Here is a 23,983-nt window from a genome sequence, read left to right on the forward strand (position 1 = left end):
GGTCGGATTGCGGGGCCCCGTGGCGCACTTGTCGCAGGTCCGGGCCGTCCGGCTGACTCGGGATGACCCCGTGTCATGCCTAGAACGCTAGCGGTCAACAGGCTTACGCGGTAGTACGCAAAACCCGGCTCAGGGCAATTTCTCAGGCCGCCAACCGGACTTCCGGCAGGTAATCTGACGTCGTGGCAGAGACTCAGCGTCCGAACCATCCGCCGAGCATCGCCGAGGCCTGGGCCGTCACGGTCGCGCGGGCGGCGGAGACCACCTTCTTCTTCGACTTCGACGGTGTCCTTTCCCCGGTCACCGACGACCCCGACGCGTCCCAGCCGGTCGCCGCCGTGCCCGGCGTGCTCGAGCGCCTGGCGTCCGCCGTGCGCCGGGTGGCGATCGTCTCGGCCCGCCCGGTGAGCTTCCTGCGGTCACGCTTCGAGTCGCTCGAGCGCGTCGACCTGTACGGGCTCTACGGCCTCGAGGTGTGGCACGAGGGCGACGTGGTCACCGAGCCGGCCGCGCTGCCGTGGATACCCCCCATGTCCGACCTCGCCGAGCGGGCCCGGGCCGAGCTGCCCCCGCAGATCCTGGTCGAATACAAGCGGCTCTCGGTCGCCCTGCACTACCGCACGGCGCCGCAGCTGGCCGGCGAGGTCGAGCGCTGGGGCCACGAGCAGGCCGAGCGTCTCGGCCTGCGGGTCCAGGGCGGCCGCATGGTGATCGAGCTGAAGCCGCCGGTCGACCAGGACAAGGGCATGGTCATCACCGAGGGCGTCCGGAACGCACACTGCGCCTGGTATTTCGGCGACGACATGTCCGACATCAAGGCGTTCGACGCGCTGCGCGCCCGCGAGGCCGTCGACCCCGACTTCTTCGGCGTCGCGGTCGCGGTGGCCAACCCGGAGACCGGCGCCGAGGTCTCCAGCGCCGCCGACCTGACCTTGGATTCGCCCGACGCGGTGGCGGCATTCCTCACCGACGGATTGCGCCGCTTCTAAAAGTCAAATTCCCTTTACCGTACGAGGCTGAGCCAAGCCCCCGCCGATCACCGCGACCTGGCTGCCGTCCCGGCCCTTTGCCGCGAGCGTCCGGGCGGAGCTGCAACCCGGGCCGGCCGGCCCAGGCGGTTGGTCGCCCGTCTGCCGCCGCTCACCGCCGCGTCGTGAGGCGCCGCGTCGTGAGGCGCCGCGTCGTCAGGCGCCGCGTCGTCAGGCGCCGCGTCGTCAGGCGCCGCGGCGGGTCATGCGCCGAAGCGGCGCTGGCGGCTCGCATAGGAACGCAGCGCGCGCAGGAAGTCGATGCGCCGGAAGTCGGGCCAGTTGGCGTCGTGGAAGTAGAACTCGGACTGAGCCGACTGCCAGAGCAGGAAGCCGGAGAGCCGCTGCTCGCCACTGGTCCGGATGATCAGGTCGGGGTCGGGCTGGCCGCGGGTGTAGAGGTGCTCGGCGATGTGCTCGACGTCGAGGATCTCGGCGAGCTCCTCCAGCGTGCCGCCGGCCGCCGCGTGCTGTTGCATGAGGGAGCGGACCGCGTCGGCGATCTCGCGCCGGCCACCGTAGCCGACCGCCATGTTGACCTCGACGCCGACCGTGCGGTCGCGGGTCTTCTCCTGCGCGGCCTTCAGCGCGGCCGCGGTCGAGGCGGGCAGCACGTCGAGCGCGCCGACCATGCGCAGCCGCCAGGGGTTGCCGTCCTCGGCCAGCTCGGTCGCGAGGTCCTCGATGATCCTCAGCAACGGGTCGAGCTCGGCGGACGGGCGGCGCAGGTTGTCGGTGGCCAGCAGGTACAGCGTGACGTGCCGGATGCCGGCCTGGTCGCACCAGGTGAGCAACTCCTTGACCCGGGCGGCGCCCACCCGGTGACCGTCGTTGGGGTCGACGAACCCCATCTCCTTGGCCCAGCGCCGATTGCCGTCGCACATGACGCCGACATGCTGGGGGACGGGCTTGCCGACCAGCCTTCCGGCCAGCCGACGCTCGTAGAAGGAATAGACCAGGGACCGCACACTCATCGCCCCAAACCCTAGCCCCCATACCAGCCGGCGGCCTCGTCCGGGCGGTTAATAACGTTTGTCACGGTGGGCGAGAACGCGTGCTCGACGCGTACGGGCAAAGACGCCGCACAAAGCCGCCTCGCTCCGCCCCGGCAGGAAGCCGAAGCGGAGCGAGGCGATGGAGAAGAAGCGAGGCGATGGAGAAAGAAGGGTCAGGCGTCCGCCAGCCGAGCACGGAGGGCGTCGAGCTCGGCCCAGAGGACGGCGGGCAGCTTGTCACCGAACTTGGCGAACCACTCGGTGACCTGAGGGATCTCGGCCAGCCACTCGTCCCGATCGACCTTGAGGACGGCGGTCAGGTCGTCCTCGGACAGGTCGAGGCCGGTGAGGTCCAGCGCGGTCGCGGTGGGCACGTGGCCGATCGCGGTCTCCACCGCATCGCCCTTGCCGTCGAGGCGCTCGACGATCCACTTGAGCACCCGGCTGTTCTCGCCGAAGCCCGGCCACAGGAACCGGCCGTCGTCGCCGCGGCGGAACCAGTTGACGTAGAAGACCTTGGGCAGCTTGGCGGCGTCGCCGGACGCGCCCTTGGCCATGTCGATCCAGTGCTGGAAGTAGTCGCCGGCGTGGTAGCCGATGAACGGCAGCATCGCCATCGGGTCGCGGCGTACCACGCCCACCTGGCCGACCGCCGCCGCCGTGGTCTCGCTGGACAGCGTGGCGCCCAGGTAGACCCCGTGCACCCAGTCGCGCGCCTCGGTGACCAGCGGGACCGTGGTCTTGCGGCGGCCGCCGAAGAGGATCGCGTCGATCGGTACGCCGCGCGGGTCGTGGTACTCGTCGGCGAGAATCGGGCACTGCTCGATCGGGGTGCAGAACCGGCTGTTCGGGTGGCTGGACGGCGCGGCCGAGTCCGGCGTCCAGTCGTGGTTCTTCCAGTCGGTGAGGTGCGCGGGCGGCTGGCCCATGCCCTCCCACCAGATGTCCCCGTCGTCGGTGAGCGCCACGTTGGTGAAGACCGAGTTGCCCTGGGCGAGCGTGCGCATCGCGTTCGGGTTGGTGTGGAAGTCGGTGCCGGGCGCGACGCCGAACAGGCCGAACTCCGGGTTGGTGGCCCAGAGGCGGCCGTCCTCGCCGAAGCGCATCCAGGCGATGTCGTCGCCGACCGTCTCCACCTTCCAGCCGGGCAGGGTCGGCTCGAGCATGGCGAGGTTGGTCTTGCCGCAGGCCGACGGGAACGCACCGGCGATGTACCGGACCTGCCCCTCGGGCGACGTCAGCTTCATGATCAGCATGTGCTCGGCGAGCCAGCCCTCGTCCCGGGCGGCCACGCTGGCGATGCGCAGCGCGTAGCACTTCTTGCCGAGCAGCGAGTTGCCGCCGTATCCGGAGCCGTACGACCAGATCTCCCGGGTCTCCGGGAAGTGCGAGATGTACTTCGTCTCGTTGCACGGCCAGGCGACATCCGGCCGGCCGGGCTCGAGCGGGGCACCGACCGAGTGCAGCGCCGGCACGAAGTCCGCATCGTCGCCCATCGCCTCGAGGACACCGGCACCCATCCGGGTCATGATGCGCATGCTGGCGACGACGTACGGGCTGTCGGTGAGCTCCACGCCGAACATCGGCTGCGGCGCGTCGAGCGGGCCCATGCAGAACGGGACGACGTACATCGTCCGGCCGCGCATGCACCCCCGATACAGCTCCGTCATGATCGTTTTCATCTCGGCCGGCGCCATCCAGTTGTTGGTGGGTCCGGCATCGGCCTCGTCGACCGAGCAGATGAACGTGCGCTCCTCGACTCGGGCCACGTCACCCGGGTCGGTGCGGGCCCAGAACGAGTTGGGCTTCTTGGCCTGGTCGAGCCGGACCAGGGCGCCGGAGTCGACCAGCGCATCGGTGATGCCGGTCCACTCCGCCTCCGATCCGTCGCACCAGACGATCCGGTCGGGCGTGGTCAGGGCTGCCACCTCGGCCACCCACGCCAGGAGACGGGGATGGGAGGTCGGGGGTTGTTGCATGCGATCTCCTTCGGTCGGCACTGACCAATGACCGCCAGGCCGGGCGCCCGGCTAGGTCATGGGAGTCACATGAGCGTAAGGCGATTCGACGTGCTGTTCATCGGTTGTTCCTGTGGATAACCGCACAATCATCGGAAGCTTTGCTTGCAGACGATCGATTCTTCGTCGGTAAGTGCAGTTCTGCGCAACATCGGCCGTACGACGCCCCGCCACCTGCTCGTCCGGGCGCTTCCAAAAAACGGACTAAAAGTCCTAAACTGCTGTTATCTGATCTTCCCCGTCCAACAGGGGGCAGGAATGACGATCCCGGCAGAAGGACCCGACTCGGACAGCGACTTGCTGGCCGCGGTCCGCTCCGGCGACACCGCCGCGTACGGCACGTTGTACGAGCGGCATCGCGGAGCGGCCCGCCAACTCGCGTACGGGCTCGCGCACGACCCGGCCGACGCCGAGGACCTTGTTGCCGAGACGTTCGCCAAGGTGTTCGCGTCGCTGCGCGCCGGGCGGGGTCCCCTGGTCGCCTTCCGCGCCTACCTGAACACGACCATGCGGCACGTCTGCTACCACCGCACGCGGCGCGACCGGCGGCTCGAGTTCACCGACGACCTCACCCGGTACGACGAGGGCCAGCCGTTCACCGACCCGGCGCTGGAGGGGCTCGAGCGGGCGTACGCCGCGGCCGCCTTCCGGCAACTGCCCGAGCGCTGGCGGGACGTGCTCTGGCAGACCGCGGTCGAGGGCAACTCCCCGGCCGAGGTCGCCGGGATGCTCGGCATGACGCCGAACGCGGTGGCCGTGCTCGCCCACCGCGCGCGGGAGGGGCTCCGCAGTCTTTATCTGCAACAGCACCTCGCGGTGGCCGAACACCCGGAGTGCCGCTGGGCCGGCGACCGGCTCGGCGGTCACCTGCGCGGCCGGCTCGCACCCCGCGACGCCGGCCGGATGCACGCCCACCTGGGCTGGTGCGGCGAATGCCGGGGGCGGTTCGCCGAAATCCGCGAAATCGACGGTCTTCGTCACCGATCGTATCGACAACGACACCACGCCCGTCGCGCCGGTTAAGACTCGCCAACGAAAAGTGCGCACCGTGACAGCCGCCGGTACTCTCGGGTCGTGCCCGACACCTCGCCCACGCCGCCGTCACGCGTGCGGGCCAAGCTTCAGGCTCTGATCCGCGAGGTAGGCAAGTTCGGCACGGTCGGCGCGGTCTCGTTCGCCGTCGACTTGACGGTTTTCAATGTCCTGCTGCAGCTCGGCCTCGAGACGCTGTTCGCCAAGACCATCTCCACCGTGATCGCAACGACGGTCGCCTTCGTGGGCAACCGGTTCTGGACCTGGCGGCACCGCTCGCACACCAACATGGCTCGGCAGTACACGATGTTCTTCGTGCTGAACGCCATCGGCCTGGGCATCGGCCTGGCCTGCCTGGCGATCAGCCACTACGGACTCGGGCAGATCTGGCCGGCGCTGCAGACCCCGCTCGCCGACAACATCTCCGGCCTGCTCATCGGCACCGCCTTCGGCACGCTGTTCCGCTTCTGGTCGTACAAGCGGTTCGTGTTCCGCGCCACAGAAGAATCCGATCAGGGCACTGCGGGGCGGCGCCCCGAGCGTCACGCGGCTACCGTTGCGGAGACCTCGCCCATCGGTGACTCCGCGTGACCATCCCCTCACTTCGTTAGGTTGACCCCATGCCTTCAGCCAGTACGCTGACGGAACGCCTGCGCCATCTCGCCCCCGAGGCGATCGCGTTCGGTGTCATCGGCGCCGGCAACACGCTGCTCTACATGGCAATCACGTGGGCAGCCCTGCCGATCGGCGCGGTCAAGGCGAGCGTCATCGCGACCATCGTGACCACCACGCTGGCGTACTTCGCGAACCGCTACTGGACCTACCGGCACCACACGCGTACGGCGCTGCGCCGCGAGTACACGCTGTTCTTCGGGTTCAACCTGGTCGGCATGGTGATCCAGTCGGGGATGGTGGCGCTCGGCAAGTACGGCTTCGGGCTCACCGAGGAGCACGACGAGCTGGCGTTCATGGGGTTCACCGTGATCGGCATCGTGATCGCCACGGTGTTCCGCTTCTGGGCGTACCGCACGTTCGTCTTCCTGAAGCCGCCGGTGGACGGGCACGAGGCCGACCTGGCCGACCTGGACGCGGTGGCCGGCCTGGCCGAGCTCAGCGCGGAGGCCGAGCTCAGCGCGGAGGCCGAGCTCAATGCGGAGGCCCAGCTCACCGGCGGGGCCCAGCTCGACGCCACGCGCTGAGCCCGCGCTGCGGCGGCACCTCGGGCTCGTCGTCTTCCTCTTCTTCTTCCTCGTCGTCCTCGGGCAGGCGCTCGATCAGCTCGTAGAGAGCGCTCTGCAGCTGGTGCGCGTGCGGGACGGCGGTCAGCACCGCGGCCTGGTCGCCGATCGAGTCGACGGTCAGCGTGCCCGAGCCGAAGAGCCGGTCCAGCAGGGACTGGGCCAGCAGGTGGTCGTTGATCCGGTTCAGCGGCAGGTCCCGGCGCTCGCGGGCGATCACCCCGTCCTGCAGCAGGAGCCGTTCGTCGGTCAGCACGTAATGGGTGCACCGCCAGGCCACGAGCGGACCCGCGCCGTACCTGATGCCGTAGTAACCCATGATCGCGACGACCACGCCGAACGCCAGGAAGCCGCCGGTGTTCTGCGGGAGCATGACCCACGCGAAGGCCGTCGTGGCCACCGCCAGCACCGTGACCAGGGCCGGGCGGATCGCCGTCCGCCAGTGCGGGTGCAGGTGGAGGACGACCTCCTCCTCGTCGGTGAGTACCTCGTCCGGGAAAGCCACGCGGTCAGCGTACGTGCAGCACGTCACCCGCCGAGACGCGAAGGTCGGCGCCGTCAGCCGTACGGATCACCAATTGCCCGTCGGCGTCGACCGATGTCGCCTCGCCGGTGGCCTCGCCGCCGCCGGGCAGCAGCGCGCGCACCGGGCGGCCGATCGTGGCGCAGCCCCGCCGGTACGCGCCGAGCAGGCCGGACATCTCCGCGTCGCCGCCCGCCTCGCGCCACCCGGTGTACCAGTCGGCGACGCCCCGCAACACGGCGCGCAGCAGCGGCTCCCGGTCGGTCGCGCCGGCACCGGCCAGCAACAGCGAGGTGGCCGGCAGCCCGGTCGTCTCCGGCAGCTCCTCGGCGCGGGTGGTCACGTTCAGCCCGATGCCGACCACCACGGCGTCGCCGGCCACCTCGGCGAGGATGCCGGCCGCTTTGCCGGGCCCGTCGGCCGGGCCGACGAGCAGGTCGTTCGGCCACTTCAGAGCGGCCTCCACCGCGGCGACCTGGCGCACCGCCTCGAGCAGGGCAACCCCGGTCAAAAGCGGCAGCCAGCCGTACGCGCCGGTTGGCACCGCCGGCCAGCCCCGCTCGTCGTCGGCCACGCCCGGACGCAGCAGCACACTCAGCGTCAGTCCGGCCCGCGCCGGCGACGTCCACTGCCGATCGCGGCGACCGCGCCCGGCGGTCTGCTGCTCGGCGACCACGACCAGGCCCTCCGGCTCGCCGCGCAGGGCCGCCGCGGCCGCGTCGGCGTTGGTCGAGGCGGTCTCGGCGCGTAGGTCCACCCTGGTCCAGAACCCGCCCGGGGTCACCAGCGCCCGGTCGACGCTGCGCGGGGACAGCGGCGGGCGATCCAGGTCGTCGTACGGCGAGGACGGCATTCCCCGAGCCTAGTCGCCCTGGTTTCTAGTCCCGCCGGGGCGACGGGTCTGCCGCGTGCCTGCTCACGTAGACGGTGCTCGGGTCGCTCGGCTGCTCCGGGTCGGGACGCGGGCGCGGCCGTGGGCGCCGGGGCTCGGGCTTCGCCAGGCGCTTCTCGTTCCGGCCGGACCACGAGCGGGGCAGGTCGATCAGGCCCGTGCGGTCGTCGGCGGGCGGCCAGGTGGGCAGTAGGCCGGTCGGCTCGGAGATCGGGATCAGGTCGAAACCGGTGGCCGGCTCGTAGTCGGGGACGGCGGGGAGACGCTCGACCGGGCGGGGCCAGCCGTACCCCTTGGCCGACGGCTCGGCGTCGCCGGCCAGGTCGACCGGGATCGGGGTCCAGTACTCGCCGGGGCGGGGCTCGTCGGGCGGGTCCTGGTACCGGGGCCGCACCCAGCCCTCGATGCGGTCGCCGTAGCGATCCGGCGGGGGCGAGGCCGGGGACGGGAGTGGCGGCGGAGCGGGCTCGTCGTTCTCCGCGACGTCCCCGCCGTCCGCCTCGACCGGCATCGCCGGGTCCTCGTCGTCGGAGAAGCCGATCGACGCCAGACCGCCCTGATCATCCTCATCGGACGCCGTGGGCACCGAGGGCGCGGCGACCGGTTCTCGCGGCCGCCCCGGCCGGGCGCTCCCGGCCGCCTCGCCCAGCCCAGCGCGCCGATCACGCTCACCGTCGCCGATCTGGCCGCGTTCGGCCCGGACCAGGTCTTCGGTCCCGCGCGCCGGCCGCCGCCGGGCGCCGCGCTCCTGGGTGCCGAACAGGATCGAGCGGAAGCTGAGCAATGTCGCGAGGCCACCGGCGATGAGGGCGAGCCCGGCCCCGGTCATCCAGTTCGTCACGACCGGAGTAACGAATAGGGCATTGGGTGCGAAACGCACCCGTAGCGACGCTCGATCCGGGGCCGCATTACGATCACGACGAGGCTTGTTCCCAACGGCGGAGGACGACGTGACGACGCAGCAGGACTCCCCATCCGACCGCCCCACCACCACACTTGACCGGACTGAAGACTCGATGAAGGCCGACATCCACACCACCGCCGGGAAGCTCGCCGATCTCGAGCTGCGCACCGACGAGGCGGTGCACGCCGGTTCGGCCCGCGCCGTCGAGAAGCAGCACGCCCGCGGCAAGAAGACCGCCCGCGAACGCATCGAGCTGCTCCTCGACGAGGGCTCGTTCGTCGAGCTGGACGAGCTGGCCCGGCACCGCAGCACCAACTTCGGCCTGGAGCGGAACCGCCCGTACGGCGACGGCGTCGTCACCGGCTACGGCACCGTCGACGGCCGCCAGGTCTGCGTCTTCTCCCAGGACTTCACGATCTTCGGCGGCTCGCTCGGCGAGGTCTTCGGCGAGAAGATCGTCAAGGTCCTCGACCTGGCCATGAAGATCGGCTGCCCGATCGTCGGGATCAACGACTCGGGTGGCGCCCGCATCCAGGAGGGCGTGGTCGCGCTCGGCCTCTACGCCGACATCTTCTTCCGCAACGTCCGGGCCAGCGGCGTCATCCCGCAGATCTCGCTGATCATGGGTCCGTGCGCGGGCGGCGCGGTCTACTCCCCGGCGATCACCGACTTCACCGTGATGGTCGACCAGACCTCGCACATGTTCATCACCGGGCCCGACGTGATCAAGACGGTGACCGGCGAGGAGGTCGGCTTCGAGGAGCTGGGCGGCGCCCGCACCCACAACTCGCGCAGCGGGAACGCCCACTACCTGGCCGCGGACGAGGACGACGCGATCGACTACGTGCGCGCGTTGCTGTCCTACCTGCCGTCCAACAATCTGGACGAGCCCGTCGTGTTCGAGGAAGCGGCGGACCTGTCCCCCTCGGCGGCCGATCTCGCGCTCGACACCCTGATCCCCGACTCGGCCAACCAGCCCTACGACATCAAGCAGGCAGTCGAGGCCGTCGTCGACGACTTCCTCGAGGTGCAGCCGCTCTACGCGCAGAACATCGTGGTGGGCTTCGGCCGGGTCGTGGGCCGGCCGGTCGGTGTCGTCGCCAACCAGCCCATGCACTTCGCCGGCACACTCGACATCGCGGCCAGCGAGAAGGCGGCCCGCTTCGTGCGCACCTGCGACGCCTTCAACATTCCGGTGGTCACCTTCGTCGACGTGCCCGGCTTCCTGCCCGGCACCTCCCAGGAGTGGGACGGCATCATCCGCCGGGGCGCCAAGCTGATTTACGCGTACGCCGAGGCCACCGTCCCCAAGGTCACCGTGATCACGCGAAAGGCGTACGGCGGCGCGTACGACGTCATGGGGTCCAAGCACCTCGGCGCCGACCTGAACTTCGCCTGGCCCACGGCGCAGATCGCGGTGATGGGGGCGCAGGGCGCGGTCAACATCCTCTACCGGGGCGAGCTCGCGGCGGCCGGCGATCCGGCGGCGCGGAGGGCCGAGCTGATCCAGGAGTACGAGGACACGCTGGCCAACCCCTACATCGCGGCCGAGCGCGGGTACGTGGACGCGGTCATCCGCCCATCCGAGACCCGAGCGCAGATCACCAAGGGACTACGGATGCTGCGCACCAAGCGCGAGACGCTGCCGCCCAAGAAGCACGGCAACATTCCCCTTTAGGAGGTCGCTGCTGGCAGCCACTGGCCGGCCAGCAGGAAGGCGCCGGCCACGAGCGCGGCCAGATCCACCGCGAGGAAGACACCGACCCAGAACAGGGCCGGCACGTGGGTGATGTGCGCGAGCTGGTCGGCGTCCGACTGCGGCATCCGGCCCCGGCGGCGGAGACTCTGCAACTCGAAGATCGGGCGAACACCCCCGAACAGCAAGAACCAGACCCCGGCGTACGCGAAAACGGCTTGGATCTGCGGCGACGCGAACCAGGACACGATGAAGACGATCGCGCCCGTGACCACCAGCGAGATCACGCCGAACAGGTTGCGCACGTTGATCAGCATGAGCAGCAGCAGAAGCACCGCCAGCCAGAGCAGCAGGGTGATCCGGTTGCCGCCGAGCAGCCAGGCGCCGAGCACGCCGACCAGCGACGGCGCGACATACCCGCCGAGCAGGGTCAGGATCATCCCCGGCCCGGTCGGCCGACCCGACGACAGGGTCAGGCCGGAGGTGTCGAACTCGAGGCGGATGCCGCGCAGCCGACGGCCGGTCAGCAGCGCCGCCAACGCATGACCACCCTCATGGGCGATGGTCACCGCGTTACGGGCCACCCGCCAGACCGGGCGGATCGCCACCGCCAGCAAGCCGGCCAGCGCGGTGAGCAACACCAGCAGGCCGGGCGGGTCCGGCTGAGCGCCGAGCAGCTTGTCCCAGAAGTCAGTCACACCGTCGATCGACACGCCGGGGACTGTAGCCGATCACGCTAAGCCCGCGGCCGAGCCACCGTCTTGCCGGCCCCGTCGGACCGGTGCAGCAGGGCGCGAGCGGCGACCACGCCACCGGCGAGGGCGACCAGGCCGGCCACGATCAGAAGCATGGTGACCACACCGGCGGCGGCGACCAGGATCGCGACATCAGCGATCGCGATCAGCATCCAGAGACCGATCGTGGGCTTACTGCCGTGCCGTCGGCAGTTCATGGCACTGCACCTCCATCCGTGACACCGAACGGATTACCCATTTCCGCGGTGTCACGCACATCGGTGTCGTCAGCCCGGCTGAAATCCCTGGTAGAGGGTCTTAAGTTGGGCCTGCGACGGACCCCAGTCCTCCGGTGAGACATACCACGACAGCATGTACGCGGAGTGCGCGTCGACCCGAATGTTGCGCCGGACCACGTGCTGCGGGTTGCCGTTCTCCGAGGTGTACAGATACTCCCAGTCGGCGGCCGAGTCGTAGTCCCGGTACTGCACCTTCCTGATCCCGAGGAGCGAGTAGTCGCGCTTGTTGCTGCCCGCGGCCTCTTTGTCCTTCAGGTCCTGGTAGGCGTCCGGCTGCGGGCTGTTGGTGCGGTCGACGATCAGCAGGCGGTTGTTCCACCGGAACTCCACCGTGACGCCCCGACCGCCGGTGATCTTCGCGTTGTTCGGGATGGGGATGGTGAACGCGGGGGCGCTGGAGGTGGCCGGCTGGGTGTACATCCGCCAGCCGGCGGGCAGGACGAAGCTGCCGGGGGTGGGCGCTTGACTGGTCGCGGACGGGGTCGTCGAGGCGTTGTCGCTGGGCCGGCCGTTCCCGTTCGAGCCGTTCCCGTTCGAGCCGTTCCCGTTCGAGCCGTTGCCGGCCGGGCCGTTGCCGGCGCCGGTCGGCTTGACCACGGCGGTCGGGGCGGCGGTCGGCTTGGTCGTCGACGGGGTGTCGTCGTTGCCGAAGGCCTTGACGGCCAGCACGACCAGCAGGACGAGGACGACGAGCAGGACGGCGGCGCCGATACCGGCCTGAGCGTAGGTCAGGCGGGTGCCGAAGACGGTGATGCCGGGGCGGGCGGAGGGGCGGACCTCCATCGGGCGCCAGGCCGGCCTCGTCGAACGGCTGATCGGCGGGGAGATGGGAGCTAGGTCGTCCGGGTCCCTGCCGGAGTGGGCCGCGGGGTCGCCGGCTGCCGGGGCGCGCTCGTCTTGGCCTGTGGCGGGCTTGCTTTGCCCGGCGGTGGACTTGCTTTGCCCGGCGGTGGACTTGCCGGGCCCGACGATGGGCACGCTGGGCCCGGTCGTCGCCATGTCGGCAGGCGGCGTGGGCTCGTTCGGGGTTGGCTGGGCCTTGTCGGTGCCGGCTGTGGGCGTGTCGGGGGCGGCCTTCGCCCTGTCGGTGCCGGCTGTGGGCGTGTCGGGGGCGGCCTTCGCCTTGTCGGCAGCGGTGGCGGGCTCGCTCGGTTCAGCCTTCGGGTCGCCGGGCTGGGGCTGGGCGGGCTCTGTCTCGGGCTCGGCCGTGGGCTCTGCGGTGGGCTCGACCCTGGGCTCGGCCGTGGACTCAGCGGTGTGCTCGGCCGTGGGCGAAGCGGGACGGGTGAGCGGGACCTGGACGGCAGCCAGCGACATTTCCGATTTATCGGCGTTTAGCGGGGTGGCCTTGGCTCCTTCGAGCGCGTCGGCCGCCTGCGGCTGGGCCTTCTTCGGCTTCTTGGCGTCCCGGCCGGTGTCCCTATCGGATATTTCCGACTTGTCGGCGTCGGTGCTGTCGGTGACGACCGCGGCTTCGTCGTTCGCGGACTTCGTCGGGCTCCCGGTCGATGGGGCCGCGGCGACCTTCGCGTCGGGCTGGGCTTCCGTGTGGGGCTGGGTCTTCGCCTCAGGCCGTGCCTTGGCCTTCGGCTGCGCCTTCGTTTTGGGCTGCGCCTCTTCGGAAGGCTTCGCCTCCTCCGCAGACTTCGCCCCTCCCGCAAGCTGCGCCTCTTCCGCGGGCTGCGCCCCTTCCGAGGGCTTCGCCTCGGGCTGCTTTGTGTCGGCCGGTCCAGCCTTGGGCTGCTTCGTCTCCGCGGGCGGGGTGGCTTTCTTCTTCGGGCGCTGCGGGGCGGGGACGACCGTGGTCGCCTCGGCCGAGTTGGTTATCGGGCCGCGGACCACGGTGGTGGCGTCCGCGGGCGGGCCGCCGACGATCGTCGTGGCATCGGCAACCGGGCCCCGGACGACCGTGGTGGCGTCGGCGGGCGGACCACTGACGACCGTGGTGGCGTCGGCCGGCGGGGTGTCGACGCGGCTGACCAGCGAGGTCGCCTCGGCTAGGGACTGTTCGTGCTCGGGGGCAGCCTGGCGCCGGCGATTGGCGGCGACGTCCGCGGCCGTGAACGCGCCCGGCCCGCCTCGACTCGTGCGCATCGGGGGATTCGCGGGCGTCGCTCCCGGGCGCACCGGGGGCGAGCCCGGGGGTGGACTCGATGCGGTTGGGGCGTGGTCGCGCGTACCAAAGAATTTGGAGGTTTTGTCGTCTTTGACTGGCGGGGTATCCACCCGCGTCGCGTCGAGGCGGGGGGCGTCGACCCTGGTCGGACGGTCCGGGTCGGTGCGGCCGACGGGCGCCTTGCCCGGCACATAAACCGGCGGCCGGCCCTCGCCGACCGCCGGGCGACCACCCGTGAGCGGCGCACGACCCGGCGGATCCACCGGTCGCGCCGGAATAACCGGCGGCCGGGGCCCCGGCACCACCGGAGTCGCCCCGGTCGGGCCCATCGCGCCCAGCCGGTCGCGGCCCACGCCCGGCCGGCGCATGGTCGGGCTCATCGGGAAGGCAAGCTTGGAGCGGCGGCCGGCGGCCCGGTTGAGCAGGCGCTCGGCCTCCTCCGCGTTGATCCGGTGCGACGGGTCCTTGCGGAGCAGACCGTTGAGCACCGGCTTGAGCGGGCCGGCGTTGCGGGCGGGCGGCGGGTTTTCGGTGGCCAGCGCCGCGAGCGTGGCGATCGCCGACGGACGGGCGAACGGCGAGGCGCCCTCGACGGCGGCGTAGAGCGTGGCGCCGAGCGACCAGAGGTCGGCGGCGGGGCCGGCGGTGCCCTCGCGAGCACGCTCCGGGGCGATGTACGCCGGCGAGCCCAGCACCAGCCCGGTACGCGTGACGTTCGGGTCGCCCGGCACGGTGGCCAGGCCGAAGTCGGTGAGCACGACCCGCCCGTCGGCGCCGATCAGCACGTTGCCCGGCTTCACGTCGCGGTGCACGACGCCGGCCCGGTGCGCGGCGCGCAGGGCCCCGAGCACGCCGAGGCCGATCTCGGCGGCCCGAACCGGGTTGAACGGCCCCTCGGCAGCCAGCGTGTCCTGCAGGGAACGGGACGGCACGTACTCCATGACGATCCACGGGTCGGCATCCGTCCGCAGCACGTCGAAGACGCGGACCACGTTCACGTTGTTGAGCCGGGCGATCGCGCGCGCCTCGCGCAGCGACCGCTCACGCATCTCCTGCCGCTCGCCCGGGGTGAGACCGGGCGGCGGAACCAGCTCCTTGATGGCCACGTCGCGGTGCAGGACAACGTCGACCGCCCGCCAGACGCGACCCATCCCGCCCTGACCGAGCGGCGCAATGAGCCGGTAACGGTCAGCGACTACGGCTGGGGGAGAAGAAGACATCACGCAGAAAATACCCGGTCCTGTCCAGCGACAGCGAATCGATCAGCCGAGTGTGGGACGCGTGTCACCGGACAAGCTACTCCCCTGTCGTACGCTCGGTCGATGGATGAGGAACCGCTGGTCAGCGTCGTACGCGGCACTCCGACCGATCGAGAGCTGGCCGCCCTGGTCGCGGTCATCGCGGCCCGATCCACCTCGATGGATACGGTTTCGCCCCGGCCACCCGTTTCCGCCTGGATGATGTCCGCACGACCGTCGATGGGCCCTTCCTCGTGGCGCCACTCCGGCCTCCCCCGATAGATCATCAATCATCGATCAATCGGCGGGAGATACTACTGTCCACATCCGCTGGAGAGGGTTCCACGAAGCTGGCGACGACCGACTACTCTCTCCTATGCGTCGTCGGCGTTCCGGTGATGTGCAGAGTTCGGTCGGGGGAGGGCACGAATGATTCCTGAGGACGACCTGGGTCCCGCCTGGTTGCGTGACTATGGGTATACGGATTTCAGCCAGATCGAGGCCGACATCCAGGCGATGGAGCACTTCGCCCAGAAGCTGTCGGCTAACGTCGCCGACAACTACGCCCCACACCTGACCACGGTCACCGACGGCATGTCGACCAAACTGCCCGACCCGCCGAGCGAGTTCATCGAGCTCTACACGTTCCTGTTCGTACACCGCGACGCCATGGACGTCACCCACCAGAACGTCTACAACTACGCGAACGGCACAAAGAGCTTCGCGATCGCCGCGAAGGACATCAGCGACACCTACCGCGGCTCGGACGCCTTTTCCCACGCGAAGGTGGGCGACGTCAACAAGGCTTTCGATCAGGTCGGCATCCCGGCCCAGCAGCCCGATCAGGGGGTGGCCTGATGTTGGACGGAGGCGGCGGTGGCGGCGGTACCCCGTGGGAGTCGATGACTCTCGAACTTATGCAGCAGCTGATCCAGAACCCGAGCACCGACGCCCAGTGGAAGCTGGCCAGCGCGTGGCAGAAATCCGCTGACCTGTTGAGCGAGCACAGGTTCCAGGTGCAGCAGTACCGGGACAATCTCGCCGCCGCCTGGCCTCCGGAGAAGAGCGCGGCATCGGCCGCCTATCTGGACCGGCTCGACCAGCTGATCAAGAACCTCTCCGACACGTACGACGCGTCGGTCACCAACCAGGCGGCTCTTTCGGCAGCGACTGGGTCCATCTATCGCGCCCAGCTCCAGATGGACAAGATCTACGAGGAGTACTCGGCCAACAAGACTGCTCTGGACGCCTACAACGCCAAGTTGGTGCAGCAGCAGAACAGCGCCACCCCGACACCGAGTCCCAGCGCGAGCGGCGACGAGCCGCCGGTCGCCCCGGGACGGCAGGAGGCGCTGCGAGCCCAAGCCGCAACGTTGCTCAGCGGCGTGAGTACCGAGCTGGCTCAGGCCCAGGCCCACATCGTCAAGCCGGTCGCCTACACCGAGTATCCGACGTTCGAAGATAACAAGGCCATCCGAGACGGGGGCACCTACAGCGCTCCCGCACTCCCGCCGATCATCCCGACCTCGGTCGACGGCACGACCACCACTACGCGGCCAACGGGGACTACGACTACCTTCCCGACCTCCACCCCGGCGACGGCCACCCCGGTAACGCCGACCACCGGCACGCCCCCGCCTGGCATCGTGCTCGGCGGGGCAAGCCCAACCTTGCCGACGACAGCACCCGGGATCAGTCCGATAGCTCCGATCAACCCCGGTGGCGGTGGCGGCGGGCCGCTGCCCAACCCCGGTCTCCTACCGCCGAGCATCGGCCCGCTGCCAGGCGGAAGCTCGCCGCTGAAGCCGGCCGCGCCCGGTGTTGGGCCTGGAGGTCTCGGCGTGCCGCGTGAAGGAGTCCTGCGGTCCGGCGGTCTGCCCGAGGGTGGCATGCGAGCGATGGCGCCCGGCGGCATCATCGGCGGTAGCCCAGGCGCCCGCGGCCTCGGCCAACCGGGCACCGGAACCCGGCGCGTCAACCCGGTAGGCGGCGTCATCGGTGAGAGTGAAGGCGGGGTCGGCTCACGTCGCGGCGTTGGCATGCCCGCCGCGGAGCACCCCGCCGGTATGTACGGACAGGGCGCGGCCGGTCGACGGTCCGGGCGTCGGGACGAGGGCGAGAACATGCACTGGGACCCCGACAACCCGTGGGCGACCGTCGAAGGCGTCGACCCGGTTGTTCTGCCGATCCAGGCTCAGCGCGTCGATCCAGGTCCGGCGATCGGGCTCGGCTGACCGATGCGTTCTCGATTCGCCGCGGCCGCAGGGGCCATCTCACTTGCGGCCGCCGTTGCGGTTCCGGCGACTCCCGCGTTCGCGGACAGTGTTCGCAACGATCAGTGGTACCTCAAGAGCCTGAACGTGGCGCAGGCCCAAACCATCAGCGAGGGATCCGGCGTCTCAGTCGCCGTCATCGACACTGGGGTATACCCGCATCCCGACCTCCAGCGGAACCTCCTGCCGGGGGCCGATCTCCTGCCCGGGGGTACGGGTGACGGACGCGTCGATGACAACGGTCACGGGACGAATGTGGCGGCGCTGGTGGCCGCGCACGGAAGAAACAACGACGGCGTCCTAGGAATCGCGCCGTCCGCCAAGATTCTCCCAATCAAGATCGGGAACAAGGCGAACGGATTGTCCATCGATGCCGCGACGGATGCCTTCGGCTGGGCAATAGCCCACGGTGCGAAAGTTATCAACGTATCCTCAGGAACCGGCCCCACCGACGCACTGATCAATTCGGTCAACGGGGCGATCAGTCATGACATCGTCGTTGTTGCGGCCGCCGGAAACACTAGCGAGGCAGCCATTCTCAGCTATCCGGCGGCGATTGACGGCGTCCTTGTCGTGGGCGCCACCGACCGGAATGGGAAACACGCGCCGTTCTCGATAGTCGACAAGAAGGTCGACATCTGCGCGCCCGGCAAGGACGTCATCACGGCCGAGCCCAAAAAACGATACGCGGACGTCGACGGCACATCCTTCGCGGCGCCCATCGTTTCGGGTGCGGCCGCTCTAGTGCGGGCGAAGTTTCCCAACCTGTCCGGCCCTGAGGTCATCCATCGTCTGGAGGCGACCGCCGACGACATCGGCCCGCCCGGGCGTGACGACCAGTGCGGCTACGGCGAGCTGAACATCGTCAAGGCGCTCACCGCCGACGTGCCCCCGTTGGCCAATAGCACCGCCTCCCCCGCCGCCACCGCGTCGGCCACCGCGAGCAGCGACGGTCAGGCCCACTACATCGACCCGGGCGCGACGACGGCCGCCGCCCAGCCCGAGAACGGGGACACCAAGCCGGCCTCGAGCAGCACGCCGCTGATCCTCGGACTGGTGGTCGGCCTCGTCGTGGCCGGCGGTCTGGTGGCCCTGTTCGTAGCCCGGCAGCGCCGCAACAACTCCTGATCTTCCCGCCGCACAATTGATCGTCGATCATTATTCGGCGTCCACCCCGATTGGGTTATCCACAGGCGCCGGATAATTTTCTTCCGCGCTGGCGCCGATTGGCTACTCTCGCCTATGCGTCGCCCCCACGGTCGCAATTAAGATCAGAAATCCCCACAGCGACTCCGACAAACTTCGCCATGCGAAGATCCGCGACGCGCTAACGGCATTCGGCCGGGCGCATATCCCGGCCGAGACCCGGCAAGGATGTGGCCCATGCTGGACACAGGCGGCGGTGGCGGAGGAACGCCCTGGGAGTCGATGACGCTCGACTTGATGCAGCGTCTGATCCAAAACCCTGACGTCGAAGCGCAATGGCAGCTGGTCGAGGCGTGGAACAAGTCCGCCCAGCTACTTGGCGATCACCTGTACCAGATGCAGGAATACCGCAACAACCTCGCGGCCGTCTGGCCGCCGCAAAAGAGCGCGGCCGCAGCGGCATACCTCGATCGTCTCGACGTGCTGATCAGGAGCCTCAACGAGACCTACGAGGCATCGATCGCCAACCAGCGAGCCCTTTTCGTGGCCACCGGTTCCATCGATCAGGCGCAGGCCCAGATGCACAAGATCTACCAAGAGTACGAGAGCAACAAGGCGGCGCTTGAAGCCTTCGCTGCGAACAGCCAACAGACTGGCGCGACATCCGGCCCGAGCAACGTAGCGCCACCGGTCGCCCCGAGCCGCCAGGAGGAACTCCGCCTCCAGGCCGTGAAGCTGCTCAGCGGCGTGAGCACCGACCTCGCCGAGTCCCAGGCTCAAGTCATCAAGCCAACCCCGTACAAGACGATCACCGAAAGAGGTGACATCACGACGCCCGCCACCGGCGGCCAATTCGTGGCCCCGCCGATTCCGCCGATAGTCCCGCGGCCCGCCGCTCGCAACGCGCCAACTGCGCCTTCGGATGCGGAGAAAATGTTGCCGTCGTCGGCCGCGGCGAGTAAGGCTGGCGGACTGCCGCCCGGGCTGGTCCTCGGAGGCATCGACCAGCCCGTGCTACCGCCACCGTCCACCGCCGGCGTCGGCTCCTTAGAGTCTCCGCTCCCCGGCGTAGCGGGCGGTCCGCAGTCGAATCGTGGCTTTCCACCGCCCAGTGCGGGAGTGTTTCCCGGAATCGGATCACCCGTGCCGCCGACCGGTCCTGGCCCGGGACGGCCAGTCGACGTGCCCCACGAGGGCGTAACTCGTGCCGGAATTCGCATCCCTGGAGGAGCTACGCGGGCCAGGACACCGAGTGGATTCATCGGCGGCTTTCCCGGCGGCGTCTCCAGTCAGTCGGGCTCCGGGCGCATCACGTCGCGACGCATCAATCCGGTCGGTGGGCTTATCGGCGAGGGCGGGCGTGCGCTACGTTCCCGGCACGGCGCCGGCGAGCAATCCGGCGGACTGTATGGAACGGGCGTCGGACAGCGGCAGGGACATCGCCAGGACGAGGAACGGCCACGATGGGATCCCACCAATCCGTGGGAGATCACCGAAGGCGTTGACCCGATCGTCCTGCCGCCGCGGGAACGACGGATCGATCCAGGACCTCTGATTGGACTCGATTGAGGATGCGACTCAGAATCCTCGCGGCCACAGGAGCCACCGTTCTCGCAGCCGTCGTTGCGACTCCGCCCTCTCCGGCGGTCGCCGACGGCACTCGCGACGCCCAGTGGTACCTGAAGACTCTGCAAATCTTACGAGCGCATGCCATCACCGAAGGCGTCGGCGTTACCGTCGCGGTCGTCGACAGCGGGACCTACCCACATCCCGATCTGCGACGAAACCTCCTCACCGGCGCGACCACCGTCACTGGCGAGACTGGCAATGGGCAGGACGACAATTCCGGCCACGGCACGAATATGGCAGCGGTGATCGCCTCGCACGGACGAGGAGGGGACGGGGTTCTGGGAATTGCGCCGTCTGCCAAGATTCTGCCGATCAAGGTGGAGAACACTCCGCGAGAGGCCAACAAGGCCAACCTGGGCAAGGGCATCGAGCAGGCCGTGACGAGCGGTGCCGACGTCATCAATGTGTCGGTGGGAACGGGCCCCGACCCTGACATCGAAGATGCGGTCGCGGACGCTCTGACCGCGAACATCGTGGTCGTCGCCGCCGTCGGCAACGCGCCGCAGTCGGCGATCATCGACTATCCGGCCGCGATAGCCGGGGTGCTGGTCGTCGGCGCCACCGGTATGGATGGGAAGCACGCGTCCTTCTCCATCGACGACTCCAAGGTTCAGCTCTGCGCCCCTGGCGAGAAGATCAGAACGGCTGAGCCGAAGACCAGATACGTGGACAGCACGGGGACCTCGCCGGCCACGGCGATCGTTTCCGGGGCGGCTGCTCTGGTGCGGGCGAAGTTTCCTGAGCTGTCGGCTCGTGAGGTCGTTCATCGGTTGACCGCTACCGCCGACGACATCGGGCCGCCCGGGCGGGACAAGGAGTGCGGCTTCGGCGAGCTGAACATTGTGAAGGCGTTGACCGCTGACGTGCCGCCGCTGGCGGGGGCTGCCTCTGCCGCCACCCCCACGGCCGGTTCGGTGGGGAGCGGGCGGGACGGATATCTCGATCCGGGGGCTACCGCCGTGACTCCGCCGGCAGCGCAGGTGGTCTCGAACGGTGCACCGCGAACCCTTTTGGTGGTGCTGGGCGGGTTGGTCATTGCCGGTGGGGTGGTGGGGTTCCTCGTGTTGTGGCGACGCCGGCTCCGGCGCTGAAACTTCGGGTTGAAACGCGGGGTCTGTGGGCCTTCGCGCATGGTTGTGGCTTGTAGCCTCGGTGGCGTGGGAAACGACATCAACTACCGGCTCGTCCTGGCCTCGGCCAGCCCGGCTCGGCGTGCTCTGCTGAGCGCCGCGGGCATCGATGCCGAGGTGGTGGTCAGCGGGGTGGACGAGTCCAACGTCGATGCCGGGGACGCGTACGGGATCTGTCTGACCCTCGCCCGGATGAAGGCGCGCGCGGTGGCCGCCGAGCTGCCGCCGGATCCCGGTGTTCTGGTGCTCGGGTGTGACTCGGTGCTGGCGTTCGACGGGCAGGTTTTCGGTAAGCCCGCCAGCGCCGAGGCAGCCGCTAAGCGGTGGACGATGATGCGCGGGCGATCCGGCGTGCTGCACACCGGGCATCACCTGACCGGGCTGGTCAGTGGCCGGCAGGCCGAGGCGGTCGGCACCACCGTGGTGCACTTCGCGGAGGTCACCGACGAGGAGATCGCCGCCTATGTGGCGACCGAGGAGCCGCTCAACGTGGCCGGGTCGTTCACCATCGACGGGCGGGGCGGCGCGTTCGTGGAGCGGATCGAGGGCGACGCGGGCAACGTCATCGGGCTGTCCCTGCCGCTGCTGCGCAGACTGCTCCTCGAGATGGGTGTCTCGATCACCTCACTCTGGCGAGCCTGACCCGCCCAAGAGGCACCCGCCCAAGAGGCACCCGCCCAAGAGGCACCCGCCCAAGAGGCACCCGCCCAAGAGGCACCCGCCCAAGAAGGACCCGCCCCGAGAAGGGCGGGTCACCAACTCGATTCACCGCACGCTGCGAGCGAACTCCCGCGCCGCCCACCCCACCGCAGCGGCGGCCAGCACCGCCATGATGAGCAGGCCCTGCCAGACCGCGGGCGCACCCAGATCACCGCGGAACAACGCCCGCGTCCCGTCCACCGCCCACGAGAACGGGTTCCAATCGGCGATCCCCTGCAGCCAGCCCGGCGCGAACGTCAGCGGCAGCAGGATCCCGGAGAGCAGCAGCACCGGCTGGGCCACCGTGTTCATCAGCGGCGCCAGCGCGTCCTCGCTCTTCACCACCAGCGCCACGCCGTAGCTGAGCGCCGAGGTCATCAGCGAGATCAGCGCGAGCATCAGGTACGCCAGCAGCAGGTTGAGGAGGACCACGCGCAGGTCGAAGATCAGCGCCAGCAGCGTGATGATCACGGCCTGGGCGATCAGCGAGACCACGTCGCGCAGCGAGCGGCCGAGCAGCAGCGCCAACCGGCTGACGGGAGTCACCCGGGATCGTTCGATCACTCCGGCGCGCAGTTCGGCGATCAGGCCGAAGCCTTGGAACAGGCCCCCGAAGATCGCCAGCAGAACCAACAGACCAGGGACGAAGATTTCGTACGCCTCGGCGTTGGAGCTCACCTGGAGCGCGGGTTTGAGCAGCGGCGCGAACAGCAGCAGGTACATCACCGGCTGGAAGACGCCCACAAAGATCCAGACCGGGTTGCGCAGGAGCAACTGCATCTGACGTTGGAAGATCAGCGAGGTGTCACGCAGCATTTTCATGGGTCAGCTCTCCCGCAGGGATCGGCCGGTCTTGGTGAGGAACACGTCGTCGAGGCTGGGCCGGTGCAGCTCGATCGCCCCGAGCGGGACGTCGGCCGCGTCGAGAGCGCGCAGGATCTGCGGGATCGCCGTGGCGCCGTCGTCCACGAACAGGCGCACGCTGTCGTCGTACGTCTCGATCTTGTAGTTCTCCAGGGCCTGGGCCGCCGCGGCGATCGCGTTCACCGGCAGGGCGACCCGCACGACGTCGCCGGAGATCTCCCGCTTGAGGGCAGCGGGCGTGCCGGACGCGACGATCTCGCCGTTGTCCATGATGGAGATGCGGTCGCAGAGCGCGTCCGCCTCGTCCAGGTAGTGCGTGGTGATGAAGACCGTCATGCCCTCCGCACGCAGACGGCGGATCTCGTCCCACATGTGTGCGCGACTCTGCGGGTCGAGCCCGGTGGTCGGCTCGTCGAGGAAGACGACCTGGGGCTCGTGGATGATGCCGAGCGCGATGTCGACCCGGCGCCGCTGGCCGCCCGAGTACGTCTTGCACCTGCGATCGGCGTACTCGCTCAATTGGAAGCCGTCGAGGACACTCGCGGCACGCGCCTGAGCCGACGCCTTGCTCGCGCCGTAGAGGCGCGCCTGCAGCACCAACTCCTCGCGCGCGGTCGAGTCGTCCCACGTGCTGCCGCCCTGGGCGACGTAGCCGATCCGGCGGCGCACCTCGCCGGGATCGCGGCGCAGGTCGGCGCCGGCGATCGTGGCGGTGCCGCCGTCCGGCTCGATCAGGGTGGCGAGCATGCGCAGCGTGGTGGTCTTGCCGGCCCCGTTCGGACCGAGGAAGCCGAAGATCTCGCCCTCGGAGACGTCGAGATCCACGCCGCGTACGGCCTCGACGGTCTTTTTCTCGCGCCCCTGGCGCGACGTGAACGACTTGCGCAACCCGCGAGTCTCTATCATGCGGGAAGCGTACGATGCTCAAGTTTTACTAGTCAAACTTGACTAGAGCTCCCGGGGCCACTCCTCATAACCGGGCCGGTCCGGCAGGTACGGGTCACCGGCCTCGATCTTCTTGGCCGTCCGCTCGCACCAGGCGATCTCCGCCTCGGCTCGGGCGATCGACAGCTCCCACATCCAGGACACATAGATCGGCTTCCGGTCCGCCCAATCGGCCGCGGTGGCCGCCTCCAACTGCTGCGTGCCCGCCCGCAACTGCAAGGCCCGGTTGCGCAGCGCCGCGGCCGCCTCCTCCCGGGACAGTGCCGGCAGGAACGCGAAGGCCGCCATGAACGGATCGGGCGCCGCGGTCATGGTCCACCAGTTGCCGCGCAGCAGCGTCTGGAACTCGGCCTGGCCCTTCTCAGTGATCTCGTACGTGGTGCGGGCCGGCCGGCCGCCGACCTGCTCGGTGCCGACCTCGCGCAGCAGGCCCTCCTCGCTGAGCTTCCGCAAGGCGTGGTAAATCGACCCAGGCTGCACATTGGCCCACTTGTCCGCGCTCCAGCTGAGCAACTCGCGCCGCACGTCGTAACCGTGGACGGGCTGCATCCAGTGCACCAGGCCGAGGATCATCATGCGCGTAG

The 23,983-nt window shown here is 69.5% G+C and carries 22 protein-coding genes and 1 pseudogene; 12 read left to right on the top strand and 11 right to left on the bottom strand.

Going from position 1 to position 23,983, the window contains the following annotated elements; translation table 11 throughout:
• Positions 1-182: 182 nt before the first annotated feature.
• A complete protein-coding gene (gene otsB / locus ODJ79_RS23410) occupies positions 183-989 on the top strand; it encodes a trehalose-phosphatase (protein ID WP_263025694.1) in 807 nt (268 codons plus the stop codon).
• Positions 990-1,231: 242 nt separating this feature from the next.
• On the opposite strand, the gene ODJ79_RS23415 is transcribed toward otsB, so the two are convergent.
• Both ODJ79_RS23415 and ODJ79_RS23420 read right to left on the bottom strand, forming a co-directional pair.
• Positions 1,232-2,002 carry an isoprenyl transferase gene (locus ODJ79_RS23415; RefSeq protein ID WP_263025695.1) on the bottom strand — a complete coding sequence of 257 codons (771 nt, stop codon included), beginning with the start codon at positions 2,000-2,002 and terminating at the stop codon, positions 1,232-1,234.
• Positions 2,003-2,196: 194 nt separating this feature from the next.
• Complete coding sequence (locus ODJ79_RS23420) at positions 2,197-4,002, bottom strand: phosphoenolpyruvate carboxykinase (GTP) (protein ID WP_263025696.1); 1,806 nt, start codon at positions 4,000-4,002, stop codon at positions 2,197-2,199.
• 297 nt (positions 4,003-4,299) lie between these two features.
• On the opposite strand from ODJ79_RS23420, the gene ODJ79_RS23425 reads away from it, so the two are divergent.
• The 3 genes from ODJ79_RS23425 to ODJ79_RS23435 are packed head-to-tail and all read left to right on the top strand — an operon-like array spanning position 4,300 to position 6,272.
• Entirely contained in the window at positions 4,300-5,064 is a 765-nt protein-coding gene (locus tag ODJ79_RS23425; protein ID WP_263025697.1) for a sigma-70 family RNA polymerase sigma factor, read from the top strand.
• A gap of 51 nt (positions 5,065-5,115) precedes the next feature.
• A complete protein-coding gene (locus ODJ79_RS23430) occupies positions 5,116-5,664 on the top strand; it encodes a GtrA family protein (RefSeq protein ID WP_263025698.1) in 549 nt (182 codons plus the stop codon).
• A gap of 29 nt (positions 5,665-5,693) precedes the next feature.
• The gene (locus tag ODJ79_RS23435; RefSeq protein WP_263025699.1) at positions 5,694-6,272 is read left to right on the top strand and encodes a GtrA family protein; all 579 of its coding nucleotides are present in this window, start codon (positions 5,694-5,696) and stop codon (positions 6,270-6,272) included.
• Here ODJ79_RS23435 and ODJ79_RS23440 read toward each other — a convergent pair.
• From ODJ79_RS23440 to ODJ79_RS23450, 3 genes are read right to left on the bottom strand one after another with little or no spacing between them, the layout of a single operon-like run.
• Positions 6,238-6,816, bottom strand: a complete 579-nt coding sequence (locus ODJ79_RS23440; protein ID WP_263025700.1) for a PH domain-containing protein — start codon at positions 6,814-6,816, stop codon at positions 6,238-6,240. The genes ODJ79_RS23435 and ODJ79_RS23440 overlap by 35 nt on opposite strands.
• Before the next feature lie 4 nt (positions 6,817-6,820).
• Complete coding sequence (locus tag ODJ79_RS23445; RefSeq protein ID WP_263025701.1) at positions 6,821-7,687, bottom strand: biotin--[acetyl-CoA-carboxylase] ligase; 867 nt, start codon at positions 7,685-7,687, stop codon at positions 6,821-6,823.
• Between the two features lie 25 nt (positions 7,688-7,712).
• Positions 7,713-8,567 carry a hypothetical protein gene (locus ODJ79_RS23450; RefSeq protein ID WP_263025702.1) on the bottom strand — a complete coding sequence of 285 codons (855 nt, stop codon included), beginning with the start codon at positions 8,565-8,567 and terminating at the stop codon, positions 7,713-7,715.
• Between the two features lie 175 nt (positions 8,568-8,742).
• On the opposite strand from ODJ79_RS23450, the gene ODJ79_RS23455 reads away from it, so the two are divergent.
• Positions 8,743-10,308: an acyl-CoA carboxylase subunit beta gene (locus ODJ79_RS23455; RefSeq protein ID WP_263025798.1), complete on the top strand. Its 1,566-nt coding sequence runs from the start codon at positions 8,743-8,745 to the stop codon at positions 10,306-10,308.
• Here the strand turns inward: ODJ79_RS23455 and ODJ79_RS23460 are convergent.
• The 3 genes and pseudogenes from ODJ79_RS23460 to ODJ79_RS23470 form a co-directional block, all read right to left on the bottom strand.
• A complete protein-coding gene (locus tag ODJ79_RS23460; RefSeq protein WP_263025703.1) occupies positions 10,305-11,039 on the bottom strand; it encodes a M50 family metallopeptidase in 735 nt (244 codons plus the stop codon). The genes ODJ79_RS23455 and ODJ79_RS23460 overlap by 4 nt on opposite strands.
• A gap of 23 nt (positions 11,040-11,062) precedes the next feature.
• Positions 11,063-11,278, bottom strand: coding sequence for a hypothetical protein (locus ODJ79_RS23465; RefSeq protein ID WP_263025704.1), 216 nt, complete (start codon positions 11,276-11,278; stop codon positions 11,063-11,065).
• Between the two features lie 2,169 nt (positions 11,279-13,447).
• A pseudogene (locus tag ODJ79_RS23470) lies at positions 13,448-14,695 on the bottom strand (serine/threonine-protein kinase); the annotation flags it as partial.
• 102 nt (positions 14,696-14,797) lie between these two features.
• Between ODJ79_RS23470 and ODJ79_RS23475 the strand changes: the two are divergent.
• The 7 genes from ODJ79_RS23475 to ODJ79_RS23505 all read left to right on the top strand — a co-directional run bounded on the left by ODJ79_RS23475 (position 14,798) and on the right by ODJ79_RS23505 (position 21,533).
• A complete protein-coding gene (locus ODJ79_RS23475; protein WP_263025705.1) occupies positions 14,798-14,995 on the top strand; it encodes an acyl-CoA carboxylase epsilon subunit in 198 nt (65 codons plus the stop codon).
• Between the two features lie 147 nt (positions 14,996-15,142).
• On the top strand, positions 15,143-15,571 hold the full coding sequence (locus ODJ79_RS23480) for a hypothetical protein (RefSeq protein ID WP_263025706.1): 429 nt from the start codon (positions 15,143-15,145) through the stop codon (positions 15,569-15,571).
• Entirely contained in the window at positions 15,571-16,947 is a 1,377-nt protein-coding gene (locus tag ODJ79_RS23485) for a hypothetical protein (RefSeq protein WP_263025707.1), read from the top strand. Before ODJ79_RS23480 ends, ODJ79_RS23485 begins: the two co-directional genes overlap by 1 nt.
• 3 nt (positions 16,948-16,950) lie before the next feature.
• Positions 16,951-18,114: a S8 family serine peptidase gene (locus tag ODJ79_RS23490; protein WP_263025708.1), complete on the top strand. Its 1,164-nt coding sequence runs from the start codon at positions 16,951-16,953 to the stop codon at positions 18,112-18,114.
• Positions 18,115-18,369: 255 nt separating this feature from the next.
• Positions 18,370-19,701 (top strand): hypothetical protein, encoded by a 1,332-nt coding sequence (locus ODJ79_RS23495; protein WP_263025709.1) that lies wholly within the window; start codon positions 18,370-18,372, stop codon positions 19,699-19,701.
• Positions 19,702-19,703: 2 nt separating this feature from the next.
• On the top strand, positions 19,704-20,852 hold the full coding sequence (locus ODJ79_RS23500; RefSeq protein WP_317620692.1) for a S8 family serine peptidase: 1,149 nt from the start codon (positions 19,704-19,706) through the stop codon (positions 20,850-20,852).
• A gap of 66 nt (positions 20,853-20,918) precedes the next feature.
• Positions 20,919-21,533 carry a Maf family protein gene (locus ODJ79_RS23505; protein ID WP_411267365.1) on the top strand — a complete coding sequence of 205 codons (615 nt, stop codon included), beginning with the start codon at positions 20,919-20,921 and terminating at the stop codon, positions 21,531-21,533.
• Positions 21,534-21,656: 123 nt separating this feature from the next.
• Here the strand turns inward: ODJ79_RS23505 and ODJ79_RS23510 are convergent, their stop codons facing one another.
• The 3 genes from ODJ79_RS23510 to ODJ79_RS23520 are packed head-to-tail and all read right to left on the bottom strand — an operon-like array spanning position 21,657 to position 23,975.
• Complete coding sequence (locus tag ODJ79_RS23510; protein WP_263025711.1) at positions 21,657-22,412, bottom strand: ABC transporter permease; 756 nt, start codon at positions 22,410-22,412, stop codon at positions 21,657-21,659.
• 3 nt (positions 22,413-22,415) lie between these two features.
• Positions 22,416-23,360, bottom strand: a complete 945-nt coding sequence (locus ODJ79_RS23515; RefSeq protein WP_263025712.1) for an ATP-binding cassette domain-containing protein — start codon at positions 23,358-23,360, stop codon at positions 22,416-22,418.
• Between the two features lie 42 nt (positions 23,361-23,402).
• A complete protein-coding gene (locus ODJ79_RS23520) occupies positions 23,403-23,975 on the bottom strand; it encodes a PadR family transcriptional regulator (RefSeq protein WP_263025799.1) in 573 nt (190 codons plus the stop codon).
• Positions 23,976-23,983 lie beyond the last annotated feature (8 nt).

Origin of the sequence: Actinoplanes sp. KI2 (assembly GCF_025630775.1) — a bacterium.
Lineage (GTDB): Bacteria > Actinomycetota > Actinomycetes > Mycobacteriales > Micromonosporaceae > Actinoplanes.